Raw genomic sequence first — 13,188 nt, forward strand, 5'->3', positions numbered from 1 at the left:
CCTTTCTTTCATGCTTCGGGACCGTGTTCGCGATCGTCTTATCCGATGCACTAAAGATACAACAAGGAACGAGCTTCCGAGAGATCAAATTATCACAACTGTATCGGTACAGTTTTTTTATCATAAGATATCCTGTTTATCCACCAAGCGTGTTAACATCAGGTATATATAGAAAAAATACGATAGGAGGATATTTGTGAAAAAGTATGTTTCCATTTTATCGGATATAGAGCTTAAAATTCGTGAGGGTCAATACAAATCCGGCCACAAGCTGCCGTCTGTCCGTGACGCTTCGGAGTTATACGGGTGCAGCAAAAGCACGATTCTGCGGGCCTATGCCGAACTTGAGAAGAAGCACGCCATCTATTCCATACCGCAAAGCGGATACTATGTAGTGGAGAATTACGGTGATGTGCGCCATAGCCATATTAACGACGTCGTTGATTTTACTTCCGCATCCCCGGACTTAAACGTATTTCCATATTTGGATTTTCAGCATTGTCTGAACCAGGCTATAGATACCTACAAATATCATCTGTTTACTTACGGGGATTCGCAAGGTCTGGAGACACTGCGTCATACATTGGTTTCCCATTTGGCTAATCATCAGGTGTTTGCAAAAATGGATCGGATTATCGTGACTTCTGGTGTTCAGCAGGCGCTGGAAATACTTGCAAAGATGCCGTTTCCAAACGGCAAAGAAAAGGTTTTGGTTGAGCAGCCAAGCTACGATATTTATTTGCGTTTTTTGGAGGAAGAGAACATACCTGTCACTACTATTGTCCGCACAGCAGCAGGTATAGATTTGCATGAATTGGAGAATCAATTTAAGAGCGGAAGCATCAAGTTTTTTTATACCATGTCAAGATATCATAACCCATTGGGAAGCTCATACAACATTGAGAAGCGAAAGGCTATAGCTGCCTTGGCAGCCAAATACGACGTGTATATCGTAGAGGATGATTATATGGCTGATTTGGAGGTCGATTATAGCTTTGATCCCATATATGCATATGACCAGACGAATCATGTTGTTTATTTGAAAAGTTTCTCAAAAATCATTTTCCCGGGCTTGCGTCTAGGGGTTGCGGTTTTGCCAGAAGCTCTATTGAAGACGTTCCAGACATATAAACGATACGTCGATACTTCCATGTTATCTCAGGCTGCGCTTGATATTTATATTAAAAACGGAATGTATGAACGTCATAAGCATACGATATGCAATCTGTATTCAGAGCGCATCCATATTCTCAACCAGGCGGTGGAAAGATATAATCAGGCCGGACTCATTGAAGCGTCAACTGTAGCATCAGGAGTTTATATGCAGTTTAAGCTGCCTCGAACAGTAAACATGGAGCGTTTGGTACAGCGCCTTTCCGAGAGGAAGATCCAGGTTGTATCTGGCAAAGGTTTTTATTTGACGAGCTACAGAGAACAAGAAAAGTTTTTACGCATCAGCATTTCACGTGCACAGCCGGAACAGATTGATGAGGGCGTAAAAACTATAATAGAGGAAGTGGCGAAGGGGAACTGGTATTAAGCCCCTTTTTCCGTTATGATACATCTAGAAATATAAGTATGATTGTATATGCTTCTATTCGGTTGCAGGACATACATAACTTTGAATGCCGAGAGCAATTGTTCTTAATTGCTTATGATCGGCTCATTGCCAAAGGAGAGTTTTGAATGGACGATCTGTTTTTGAAAATTGTGGATGGAACCATCCCTAGCAAAAAGGTACTGGAAACTGACAATGTGCTCGCATTTCATGACATCCAGCCTGCGGCGCCAGTACACGTGCTCATAATCCCGAAGAAATACATTCCTTCAATGAATGCTGTGACGGAGGAGGATCTTCCTCTCATCGCGGAAATTCATCGTGTTGCGATTGAGGTGGCAAAAAAGCTGGGAATCGCTGAGTCCGGCTATCGGCTGATTAACAACTGCGGCCCGGATAGTGGGCAAGCGGTTGGGCATCTGCATTATCATCTGCTGGGCGGCGCTAAATTAGGGGCCCTGACAAGTATTTCGGACTCACATGCTTAAAAATGACAGAGCTTGTCTTTTAGCAATACTGAAGTGAATGGAGAAAAAGATTCCTTTAAGTATTCATTTTTTCTTATAGGTTGACACCCGGTTTCCGTTTCACCTATAATAAAATTTGATGAACCGTGTTATTGCTCTTGGACGGTCTGGTCGGAGGGAGGGAAAACTGGTGTCTGAAACTAAAGTTCGCAAAAACGAGACAATTGATGCTGCACTTCGTCGCTTTAAACGTTCCATTGCTAAGGATGGCGTATTGGCTGAGGTGAAGAAACGCAAGCATTATGAAAAGCCAAGCGTAAAGCGCAAGAAAAAGTCCGAGGCTGCTCGTAAGAGAAAGTTCTAGGAGGAGCTGAGCAACCATGAATTTGAGCGAACGATTAAACGAAGATATGAAGCAAGCAATGAAGAGTAAGGACAAGTTCAAACTCTCCACCATTCGAATGGTTCGTTCTACGATTAAAAATCTTGAAATAGATTTGAAACGGGATTTGGACGACAACGAAGTGCTTGATATTCTGAGTCGTGAGATCAAACAGCGAAAAGATGCCCTCCATGAATTTGAAAAAGCCAGTCGCGATGAACTTGCGGCAAGCACGAAAGCAGAAATAGAGATCATCGCTCAGTACCTTCCTGAACAACTTTCAGAAGAAGAAATTAAAGTTATTGTACAGCAGACCATCCAGGAAACCGGTGCTTCTTCGAAAGCCGAGATGGGGAAAGTAATGTCGGCCTTGATGCCTAAGGTAAAAGGTCGCGCTGACGGTAAGCTCGTGAACCAGGCGGTTCAACAATTTCTGCAATAAACCTGCGACAAACAGGAAAACACAACACCCTCTGTTCACAGAGGGTGTTATTTCTGCATCTAACCATGTTTACCGTAGAGTCGTATAATGTGAAAAACTCCTTTTATGAAAGCGTTATCTTTCGTTGTGTGAAACGTGATGACTGTTGGATGCGTAAAGTATGTGACAGCCGTCAGGAATAGCAACAACCCCAATAAATTCACATTAAATCCTGAAAATTGTGTAGTTTACCTAACAAAGTTTGGTATGCTGTAATAAAGCAAGATCGAAAGGGGGGAGAGAAATGCACAGAGAAGAGCACCACTCCAGTCGAAAAATGATCTTTTTAACGTTATGGATTGTGGTATCAGTTATCCTGCTGCCATTATTTCATTCCGGATCAGTGGAGGCCGCAGCCAAAGGCGGAGCCGTGTTCGTTATACCCGTAGATCAGGAAATTGAACAAGGCCTGGGCCGTTTTATGGAACGTGGATTTGCGGAAGCAGCAGAGTCCAAAGCAGGTCTGATTTTGCTGGATATTAACACGCCTGGTGGACGGGTAGATACAGCGGAGAAGCTGGGCAAACTGATTAAAGACAGCTCAATTCCGACCGTAGCCTACATCAGGGGCGAAGCGGCCTCGGCGGGGAGCTATATTGCGCTCAGCGCAAACAAGATCGTTATGAAACCGGGAAGTATTATTGGAGCTGCAGCGTTGGTAGACGGCAAGGGGCAGGCTGTTACCGACCCGAAAACAATAGCTTGGTGGAAGAGCAGCATGGCATCTGCCGCAGAATCTGGCGGACGCAATCCGGATATTGCGAGGGGTATGGTAGACTCCAAAATGACCGTAGCTATCCCGGAACTGAACTTTAATAAGGAAAAAGGCCAGATCATTTCTTTAACCAGCGAGGAAGCGCTTAAGCTGGGTTATGCGGATCACATTGCCTCCTCAGAACAAGAGGTGATCCAGTGGATGGGCTACAGCAATGATGATGTATTTTATGTGAAGCAAACATCGGCTGAGAAAGCTGCCGAAATATTAACCAACCCGATCGTACAGACATTGCTTTTATTTGTCGGTATCGCGGGTGTAGTTATTGAACTGCTTGTACCCGGCTTTGGTGTACCGGGAATTTTGGGCATACTCGGATTTGGTTTGTATTTTTTCGGCAATTATATCGCTGGTTTTGCAGGTTCAGAGACGTGGCTATTGTTTATCATTGGCCTGGCTTTGCTGGTACTTGAAATGTTCATTCCAAGCTTTGGTATATTGGGCATATTGGGTTCCGTTAGCCTGGTCGCTGGCGTTGTTCGAGCAGCTTACGACATGCAGCATGCATTTATATCTTTGGGCATTGCCTTTGTAGCTGCCGTTGCCGTGGTGGCGATTATTGCGATTGTATTCAAGGACCGGGGGATATGGAACCGTTTTGTACTTAAAGAAAGCTTAACGGCTGACCAAGGTTTTTCTTCGGTTGTGAATCGGGAAATATTATTAGGTCAGCGGGGTGTGAGTCTGACGCCACTTCGTCCAGCCGGAACGGTGCTTATTGCTGATGAGCGTGTCGATGTTGTAACGAATGGCGAGTTTATTGCCACAGATACGCTGATCATCGTATCCAAAGTAGAAGGCGGACGAATTGTGGTCAAGGAGGACACTAGCGTCTAAACACGCAGATCAACGAAGAATTCAATTAATGGAGGATGATGCAAGTGTTCGAATCGGGTATCGTCAGCATTTTGCTGCTTGTCGTGTTAGCGATTATTGTATTGAGCGTATTTTTCAGTTTTTTCCCGGTGATGCTGTGGATTTCGGCATTGGCCTCAGGAGTACGGATTGGTATCATTACGTTGGTGGCCATGCGCTTGCGGCGTGTCACGCCAAGCCGAATTGTGAATCCGCTGATTAAGGCGACCAAGGCCGGTCTGGGCTTGAATATCAACCAGTTGGAAAGCCATTTTCTCGCGGGTGGTAATGTAGACCGCGTGATCAATGCATTGATTGCTGCACAGCGGGCGAATATTCCGCTTGAATTTGAACGTGCTGCTGCGATTGACCTTGCGGGGCGGGATGTTCTGCAAGCGGTCCAAATGAGCGTTAATCCGCGTGTTATTGAGACACCTACTGTTGCGGCAGTCGCCAAGGATGGTATCGAAGTAAAGGTTAAAGCACGTGTTACGGTACGTGCCAACATTGATCGACTTGTCGGGGGTGCCGGAGAAGAAACGATTATTGCACGGGTCGGTGAGGGGATCGTTACAACCGTCGGCTCCAGTAATTCGCATAAGGACGTGCTGGAGAACCCGGATTCGATTTCAAGAACTGTATTGTCCAAAGGTTTGGATGCAGGGACAGCGTTCGAAATCCTGTCCATTGATATTGCAGACGTCGATGTAGGCAAAAATATCGGAGCTTTCTTGCAAACCGAGCAGGCGGAAGCAGACAAACGTATTGCCCAAGCGAAAGCAGAAGAGCGGCGTGCGATGGCTGTGGCACAGGAGCAGGAAATGAAGGCGCGTGTCGTAGAGATGAGAGCGCGTGTGGTGGAATCTGAATCTGAAGTGCCTTTGGCTATGGCTGAAGCACTGCGTGGCGGGAAGCTTGGCGTCATGGACTATATGAATTTGAAAAATATTGAGGCAGATACGCAAATGCGCGGCTCCTTGGGCAAACCGAGTGAGAACTCGGGGAATGACAACAAAAACCGGGATTAAGCAATAGGATATAGCCGATGAATGACGGCAGCAAGGCGGTGAGTAATGGACTTTATCAGCTGGATCTTTGATCATTTGTATATCCTGATTGTGATTGGCTTTGCATTGATATCCTTTCTGGGAAAAAGCATTCAAGGTACTGGGAGGAAAACCCCTTCGGGAAATGGGATGCCCACCTTTGGCGGGGATCAGAGCTCGCGCATGCCCCGGACGTCGCCCAGACCTATCACCGTGGGAGATAGACAGGAGCAAAGCCAGACCAACAGGCAGGATGTTACCGGAGAATTGCAACGCCAATTTCCTAATGAACGACGGGCGGTTATGGAAGCTCGTCGGATGGAAGAAGTAACGAACGATCGGACGGAAATGGAAGGACAAATGGAGCAGAAATCCTCGGATAACGGTTCGACTCTGGAAGAGCGGATTCGGGCCATGGAGGAAGAGCGCAGAATGGTTTTAGCCCGCCTTGACCGCATATCCAATCTGAGAGAGTCAGGGGAGATCACAGGTGGGTTAGAGCCGGTATCGCAAGAACGCAGTACGGTCAATGCAGCTGACCTGCGCAGAGGTGTGATTTGGGCTGAAATATTAGGTCCTCCGCGTGCCAAAAAGTATATGAGTAGAGGTAGACGTTAAATGATAGTGAGATCCGTCACGGCTTTGGCTGTGGCGGATCTTTTTTTTACTAATACATCAGGAATACATAATCATGTCCAGAATAAAAAAAGCTGCTAACGACAAATGTTCCAATTACCTGACAATGAATGTGATAATCCCATGTAACGCACAGCATTCTAACATTCGTTGTCATCAAAAAAGGTGGCATTTTGTCTAGTTTAGTGGTTTATTTGTGAAAATAATTACGTGAAAAATGATCAAATGTAACAATATAAATGAAGCTTTCCAAAAGCAGTTTTCATTTTTTCTTTTTTATATATAATGTTCTCAATGATAAATATTTATGAAAAATTACTCCAAATTTAGCTAAAATATGCGTTCTATCGAGGTGGAGGAACACAGTTTGTTTGACGTATAAAATTTAACTTTTTAGGGGGATGGGATGAATGAGTAATAGCCTGTTCAGAAAAAAAAGCATTGAACAACTGGTTGCTGCTACGCGGGGAGAAAAAGCGCTTAAAAGGGAATTGGGCGCGTTTGATTTAACGATGCTTGGGATTGGAGCCATTATCGGAACAGGGATTTTTGTTTTGACAGGTACAGGAGCGGTCACGGCTGGTCCGGGATTGGTTCTCTCTTTTGTGATTGCGGGGCTTGCCTGTTTATTCGCTGCCTTGGCTTATGCCGAGTTTGCATCTACCGTTCCAGTGTCCGGTTCTGTCTACACTTTTACATATGCCACGATGGGAGAGCTATTGGCCTTTATTATCGGATGGGATTTAATTTTGGAATACATGTTGGCCGCCAGCGCGGTTTCCGCAGGCTGGTCAGGGTATTTTGTGTCATTCCTGAATGGACTCGGCATTCATATTCCTCTTGGATTAACTGCTGCACCAGGCGCTTTAAAGGACCAGCCCACCTATTTTAATCTTCCAGCATTTCTGATTTTGATGGGCATTACATTATTGCTTTATTTTGGGATTCGAGAATCCAAACGAATTAACAATATCATGGTTGTTGTGAAGATTATTGTGATTTTATTATTTATCATCGTTGCTTTTAAATATGTGAGGCCGGATCATTGGACACCGTTTTTGCCATTTGGCTTTAGTGGAGTGTTTGGGGCCGCGGCACTTGTATTTTTTGCCTTTATTGGTTTCGATGCCGTCTCATCTGCTGCAGAAGAAACTAAAAACCCGGCTCGTGATTTACCGCGAGGGATCATTTTCTCGCTTGTGATTTGCACGCTTTTATATGTCATTGTTAGCGGGATTATGACAGGTATTGTGCCGTTTATGGATTTTGAAGGCATTTCCCATCCGGTGTCACTTGTCTTGCAGGTTGCAGGTCAGAACTGGGTTGCGGGTATTGTGGATATAGGGGCCATCTTGGGGATGACAACGGTCATGCTGGTTATGCTTTATGGTCAAACCCGCATCATGTTTGCCATGTCACGTGACGGCTTGATGCCCAAAGTATTATCAAAGGTTCATCCTAAGTATAAAACGCCGTATATTAACACGTTGTTTTTTGGTACTTTATCTGCATTAATGGGCGGGCTAATCCCGCTGGATGAGTTGGCAAGTTTGGTGAATATCGGTACCCTGTCAGCATTTATACTGATTTCGGTTGCCGTCATCGTTATGAGAAAGACACAACCCAATCTGCCAAGAGCCTTTCGATGTCCTGGGGTCCCGTATATTCCGATCCTGGCCATTATTTCGTGTGCAGTACTCATTCTTAATTTGAATGGTCAGACCTTTATTCGTTTTATCATTTGGCTTGTCATTGGTTTGGCGGTTTATTTTTTGTACTCCAGAAAAAACTCACTTTTGAATCGTGACTCCGAAAAATGATCCATGTATACGATAAAAATCAAAAAAGACAACCTTGTTTTCGAATACAAAACGGGGTTGTCTTTTTTGATGTGGATTTTTGCAAATGTTTGTCTTCTTGTGAAGCAATATAGTGGTTGCTGCGAATTGTCAGTTTCGCCTCATAAATGCGATGAGTGGATCATAAAATGTATAGTACAGATATCTGTGGCGCTGGTGTGATGACGTTCATATAAGCGCTATCGGCAGTTCATGTAAATAGAAGCGCAGCTATCATCAAAACTTCAACTGGCTGTTGGATAACAGCTGCTTTGATGACAGGAAAGGAGATTTCGCCGTATGAGCCGGATGAGCCGCAAACTGCGAAAGTGGGCCAGCGAAACGCTGGAGCTTCCGCAGGACATTTTATTTGACCTGCCGCGGTTAACCCTCATTGGCAGTCGCCAGCTTTATGTGGAGAATCACCGGGGGGTTATGGATTTCACACCGGATCGGCTTGTACTGGCGCTTGCGCAAGGCAAGCTGCGGGTGTCAGGGCATAACCTGGTCATTACGTCCATTTTACCGGACCAGGTAAGTGTGGAAGGACAGATCACGGATATTCAAATGGAAGGAACGGAGGAAGGCTCATGAAACATCCTGCTTTAACAAAGCTGCGTGGCACGGTGACGCTTGCCGTTAGGGGCGAAAGCGTGGAAGATTTCATCAATTTGCTCACCGAGCATCATATACCTGTTTGGAACGTGCGGCCGATGGGTACGAAACTTGCAGAGATGAACCTTCTGCTGCCGCACGTCTTCCTGCTGCGTCCGCTATTGAGAAGGACAGGCTGTAAAATGCATATTCTCAAGCGGCAAGGGCTTCCCTTCGTCGCTGTCCGACTTGCCAAACGTAAATTTTTTCTGGCAGGACTGGCTTTATTCTGGATCGGTCTCCTCCTGATGTCATCGCTCATTTGGGATATTGAAGTGAAGGGAAATGACAAGCTCTCGACGGAATCCGTTCTCAAAGCTGCCCGACAGGAGGGGCTCTATCCGTTTCAATGGAGCTTTCGTCTTTCCAGCCAGGACAAGCTTTCGCGTGCGCTCATGCAAAAGCTTCCGCAGGCATCCTGGATCGGCGTGGAGAAGCAGGGAACATTGGTGACGATTCAGGTTGTCGAAGCCTCACAGCCTACTCCTGAGCCGCTCTACAGCCCACGTCATCTCATCAGTAAAGCAGACGCGGTAGTTACTGAAATTTTCGCCGAGCAGGGTCGCCCTGTTGTGCATAAAAATACACGTGTCAAAAAAGGAGCTATTCTCATTTCAGGAACGCTTGGAGATGAAGAAAATCAGCAGCAGGTCGTGGCCAAAGGGGAGATCAAAGGACTAGTATGGCATGAATACGAAATTAGCAGCCCCATGGTGCGGCGTAGCAGTACATACACGGGAAACAGTCACGACCGCTTGTATCTGGTGCTGGGCAACCGTGCAGTGCAGTTATGGGGATATGGGGAAATACCTTATGCTGCCCATAAAACAACAGTTGAGCATGACCCGCTAACGTGGCGCTCCTACAAGCTTCCGGTTGGATGGATGACTGAAAGTGTACGAGAGACCAAGATACAGGAGGAAAAGCTTACGGAAGCGGAAGCCCAAAAAACAGGGATCGAAGGAGCACGTGCCGATATTTTAGCCAAATATGGTAAAGGAACGAAAATAATGAGCCAAAAAATTTTGCATGAGAAGAGAGAGAATGGTAAAGTTTATATGAAAGTGCTTTTTGAAGTGGAACAGGATATTGCGGAAGAACTTCCGTTAGTTCATAACCAAGGAGAATGAGGCTATTTGGCAGAACAACAACGCAGCATACAAATTGCATTGAACAATGCGGGAGAAGGACAGGCGTTATTCGGCCCGCAGGATTCCTTTTTAAAATTGATTGAAGCCGCTGTTCCCGCGAAAATAGCATCTCGTGAGGCAGAAGTTAATGTTTTTGGTAACGCTCACGAGGTGGAAGTGCTCGAACAATTGTTCGATGTACTCCTCCAGTTAATTCGTAATGGATATATCCTGACCGAAAGGGACGTCCATTATGCGATTGAGCTGGCAAAAGATTTGCGTGCTGACCAGCTGCTTGATTTGTTCAAGGGAGAAATTACGACCACGTTCCGTGGCAAGCCGATTCGGGTCAAAACGATTGGACAAAAGCACTATGTAACGACGATCAAGAAACGCGATATTGTATTTGGAATCGGGCCTGCGGGTACGGGAAAAACGTATTTGGCTGTGGTGCTGGCTGTAGCCGCTCTGAAGGAAGGTTCGGTCAAGCGTATTGTGCTGACCCGTCCTGCGGTGGAAGCTGGTGAAAATTTGGGCTTTTTGCCCGGGGATTTACAAGAAAAGGTTGATCCCTATCTACGACCATTGTATGATGCGCTATACGATGTAATGGGTCCAGAGCAGACTGCGAAGGCACTGGAGCGCGGATTGATCGAAATTGCCCCTTTGGCCTATATGCGGGGACGGACGCTGGATGACTCATTTATTATTTTGGATGAAGCACAAAACACCACACCGGAGCAGATGAAAATGTTTTTGACACGGCTTGGCTTCGGCTCGAAAATGGTCATTACCGGCGATGTTACCCAGATTGATTTGCCTCGTGGCAAAAAATCCGGCCTGATTGAAGCCCACGCGATTTTACAAGGGATTGAGGAAATCGGCTTTGTCCACTTTGCGGAAGAGGACGTTGTCCGTCATTCCCTCGTTCAGAAAATAATCGTTGCTTATGACCGAGTTGCTGAAAATCAAGGATAGCCGCCATGTTACGAATGCGGTCTGGTTCACTTCGCAGAATGAAATGAGCAGCGTAGCTGCCTTGAAAAAGATGATGGAGAGGGATTGTTTTAGATGACCTCGAAGGAATTATCTAACGGAAAAACGTTCCAACATAGAATGAATGGATGGAAGTATAGCGTGGCGACACGCTATCTTCTGTTTTTATTTTTGGTGATTCTTTTTTATGTGGGTTTTGCGTCCAAGCTGCTTCCCGAGCGTTATGATATCCGGATAAACCAGCCGAGTGAAAAAGAAATTGTCGCCCCGATGCAGCTTCCTAACAGCAAGGCGACTTTGAAGGCACAAGAGGAATCAGCTGAACGTGTGCAGCCTATGTATACGATTGTACCGATTCGCAACGATAATCTGATTACTGGTATTTTGGATCGTATTGAACGACTCAATCAGGATGATCAGGTGTCCAGAGCGGACAAGATTGCGATTTATAAGGATGAAATTCCTCAGCGGGCACGGGATTTTGTGCAAAATTTTGTGAACAACAGCCGGAATGCGGACGCATACCCGGATAAGCTGCTGGATGAAGTGCTGCAAAAAACGAAGGAGCAAACGTACCGCATTCCAGAGGAAACGTTCATTAAAATTCCGCGATTGACCTCTGAGGATATTGCCGAGATGCGCCCCGTAGCCCGTGAGATTGTGACGGGTTTGATGAATGATCAAATTACGGATGCCCAGACAGCCCGTGCCAAGGTGGCTGAACGGGTTAGTACAAGCTCGCTCACCAAGCGTACCTCGCGGGAGGTTGTTCAGGAACTTGCAAGGCTTGTGATTACAGCCAATAAATTTTATGATGATACAGCTACGAAGGATGCCAAGGTACAGGCTCGTGAAGATACGCCAACGGTCTATATTAAACAGGGTGAGGTGCTCGTCAAGAAGGGTGAAATTATTACCCAGGAAATCTACACTTTGCTTGATGAAAACGAACTGCTTAAGGATAAAATCAACTATTGGCCACAATTTGGCCTGTTGATGCTGTCTACAATGCTGGCTCTGGGACTGTTCATGTACATTCGCCAATTCCAATCACGAACACGAAACTTCAAGTATAATAATGCGCAATTGCTTATGCTGGTATTGATCTTTGTGATTACGGTAGGGGCAATGCTGCTAGTAGCCATACTACAGAACAGTGAACGTTCCTATCTCGGCTATCTGGCACCTATCGCGCTTGGAGCTATGCTCGTAACGCTGTTGCTTGATATGTCGGTGGCTTTCGTTTGTGCCGTTATATTTAGTATATTGGCAAGTGTTATATTGAATGTCCGTCAAGGACAAATTTTTGACTTTAATTTTGGATTTTTTGCCCTTGTGGTCTGTCTGGCAGCCATTTTCTCAACTCATCGGGCCAGCCAGCGATCTACATTGTTCAAGGGAGCGATTATGGTATGCTTGTTTGGTGCCTTGACTGTTTTTTCTCTAGCATTGATTGACCAAGGCAACTGGACTCAAACAACGACCCTCTATGGGGTAGCCTTTGCTTTTGCAGGTGGTCTGATTACGGCGATACTTGTTATCGGGTTAATGCCATTTTTTGAGTCCACCTTTGGCATCTTGTCGGCGTTAAAGCTTGTGGAGCTGTCCAACCCCAACCATCCGTTGCTGCGCAAACTGCTTACAGAGACACCGGGGACGTATCACCATAGCGTAATGGTAGGGAATCTGTCCGAGGCTGCAGCGGAAGCTATAGGAGCCAATGGCTTGTTGTGCCGGGTCGGTTCGTATTATCATGACATTGGTAAAACGAAGAGACCATCGTACTTCATTGAAAATCAAAATGGGTTGGAGAATCCACATGATACAATAGAACCGAAGCTGAGCAAATCCATTATTATTGCCCATGCCCGTGACGGTGTGGAAATGCAATTGGATTACAAGCTACCCAAGCCGATTCGTGATATTGCCGAGCAGCACCACGGAACGACGTTCTTGCACTATTTTTATCACAAGGCATTGCGTGAAGCGGAAGAGAAGGGTATTGAGCCTGACTTCACTGAAGATGATTTTCGTTATCCGGGACCGAAGGCTCAGTCTAAAGAGTCTGCTGTGGTAGGGATTGCGGATAGCGTGGAAGCCGCAGTTCGTTCCTTACGGAAGCCAACGGTGGAACAGGTAGAGTCCATGATTGAAAAAATTATTAAAAGCCGACTTGATGATCACCAGTTTAATGACTGTGAGTTGACCATGCGGGAGCTTGATATCATAGCTCAAACTCTCAAAGAAACGGTAATGGGGATCTTCCATTCCCGTATTGAGTATCCCGAAGAAAGACCCAAGCCCGAGAACGAGAAAGCTTAACATCATTAGTCATGAAGCACGGCTGTAGCATTAAGAATTAAAAGGAGC

Annotated in this window: 12 protein-coding genes; all 12 read left to right on the forward strand. The window is 45.8% G+C overall.

Annotated elements, in window-relative coordinates; all coding sequences use genetic code 11:
* Positions 1-196: 196 nt before the first annotated feature.
* Positions 197-1,540: an aminotransferase-like domain-containing protein gene (locus tag BAZ21_RS14735; protein WP_068502027.1), complete on the forward strand. Its 1,344-nt coding sequence runs from the start codon at positions 197-199 to the stop codon at positions 1,538-1,540.
* Positions 1,541-1,686: 146 nt separating this feature from the next.
* Positions 1,687-2,046 (forward strand): histidine triad nucleotide-binding protein, encoded by a 360-nt coding sequence (locus BAZ21_RS14740; RefSeq protein WP_068502032.1) that lies wholly within the window; start codon positions 1,687-1,689, stop codon positions 2,044-2,046.
* A 169-nt stretch (positions 2,047-2,215) separates the two neighbouring features.
* The gene (gene rpsU, locus BAZ21_RS14745) at positions 2,216-2,389 is read left to right on the forward strand and encodes a 30S ribosomal protein S21 (RefSeq protein WP_005547957.1); all 174 of its coding nucleotides are present in this window, start codon (positions 2,216-2,218) and stop codon (positions 2,387-2,389) included.
* Between the two features lie 16 nt (positions 2,390-2,405).
* Positions 2,406-2,849 carry a GatB/YqeY domain-containing protein gene (locus BAZ21_RS14750; RefSeq protein WP_007431248.1) on the forward strand — a complete coding sequence of 148 codons (444 nt, stop codon included), beginning with the start codon at positions 2,406-2,408 and terminating at the stop codon, positions 2,847-2,849.
* Between the two features lie 283 nt (positions 2,850-3,132).
* Complete coding sequence (locus BAZ21_RS14755) at positions 3,133-4,500, forward strand: NfeD family protein (protein ID WP_068502035.1); 1,368 nt, start codon at positions 3,133-3,135, stop codon at positions 4,498-4,500.
* Between the two features lie 44 nt (positions 4,501-4,544).
* Positions 4,545-5,546 carry a flotillin-like protein FloA gene (gene floA / locus BAZ21_RS14760; protein WP_305119334.1) on the forward strand — a complete coding sequence of 334 codons (1,002 nt, stop codon included), beginning with the start codon at positions 4,545-4,547 and terminating at the stop codon, positions 5,544-5,546.
* A gap of 45 nt (positions 5,547-5,591) precedes the next feature.
* Complete coding sequence (locus BAZ21_RS14765; RefSeq protein ID WP_068502040.1) at positions 5,592-6,182, forward strand: hypothetical protein; 591 nt, start codon at positions 5,592-5,594, stop codon at positions 6,180-6,182.
* A gap of 428 nt (positions 6,183-6,610) precedes the next feature.
* Positions 6,611-8,020 carry an amino acid permease gene (locus BAZ21_RS14770; RefSeq protein WP_068502044.1) on the forward strand — a complete coding sequence of 470 codons (1,410 nt, stop codon included), beginning with the start codon at positions 6,611-6,613 and terminating at the stop codon, positions 8,018-8,020.
* Between the two features lie 318 nt (positions 8,021-8,338).
* Positions 8,339-8,632 (forward strand): sporulation protein YqfC, encoded by a 294-nt coding sequence (gene yqfC, locus BAZ21_RS14775; protein ID WP_010345357.1) that lies wholly within the window; start codon positions 8,339-8,341, stop codon positions 8,630-8,632.
* A complete protein-coding gene (gene yqfD / locus BAZ21_RS14780) occupies positions 8,629-9,822 on the forward strand; it encodes a sporulation protein YqfD (protein ID WP_068502045.1) in 1,194 nt (397 codons plus the stop codon). Before yqfC ends, yqfD begins: the two co-directional genes overlap by 4 nt.
* Before the next feature lie 6 nt (positions 9,823-9,828).
* On the forward strand, positions 9,829-10,800 hold the full coding sequence (locus BAZ21_RS14785) for a PhoH family protein (RefSeq protein ID WP_068502048.1): 972 nt from the start codon (positions 9,829-9,831) through the stop codon (positions 10,798-10,800).
* 93 nt (positions 10,801-10,893) lie between these two features.
* Positions 10,894-13,140 carry an HD family phosphohydrolase gene (locus BAZ21_RS14790; protein WP_068502051.1) on the forward strand — a complete coding sequence of 749 codons (2,247 nt, stop codon included), beginning with the start codon at positions 10,894-10,896 and terminating at the stop codon, positions 13,138-13,140.
* Positions 13,141-13,188: the final 48 nt, after the last annotated feature.

Source organism: Paenibacillus kribbensis (assembly GCF_001705305.1).
GTDB classification, from domain to species: Bacteria; Bacillota; Bacilli; order Paenibacillales; family Paenibacillaceae; genus Paenibacillus; species Paenibacillus kribbensis_B.

Excerpts from the sequence above, each read along its gene's own strand:
- BAZ21_RS14740 (WP_068502032.1), top strand. The coding sequence starts at position 1,687 with ATGGACGATCTGTTTTTGAAAATTGTGGATGGAACCATCCCTAGCAAA.
- BAZ21_RS14750 (WP_007431248.1), top strand. The coding sequence starts at position 2,406 with ATGAATTTGAGCGAACGATTAAACGAAGATATGAAGCAAGCAATGAAG.
- BAZ21_RS14755 (WP_068502035.1), top strand. The coding sequence starts at position 3,133 with ATGCACAGAGAAGAGCACCACTCCAGTCGAAAAATGATCTTTTTAACG.
- BAZ21_RS14765 (WP_068502040.1), top strand. The coding sequence starts at position 5,592 with ATGGACTTTATCAGCTGGATCTTTGATCATTTGTATATCCTGATTGTG.
- BAZ21_RS14770 (WP_068502044.1), top strand. The coding sequence starts at position 6,611 with ATGAGTAATAGCCTGTTCAGAAAAAAAAGCATTGAACAACTGGTTGCT.
- yqfC (WP_010345357.1), top strand. The coding sequence starts at position 8,339 with ATGAGCCGGATGAGCCGCAAACTGCGAAAGTGGGCCAGCGAAACGCTG.
- yqfD (WP_068502045.1), top strand. The coding sequence starts at position 8,629 with ATGAAACATCCTGCTTTAACAAAGCTGCGTGGCACGGTGACGCTTGCC.
- BAZ21_RS14790 (WP_068502051.1), top strand. The coding sequence starts at position 10,894 with ATGACCTCGAAGGAATTATCTAACGGAAAAACGTTCCAACATAGAATG.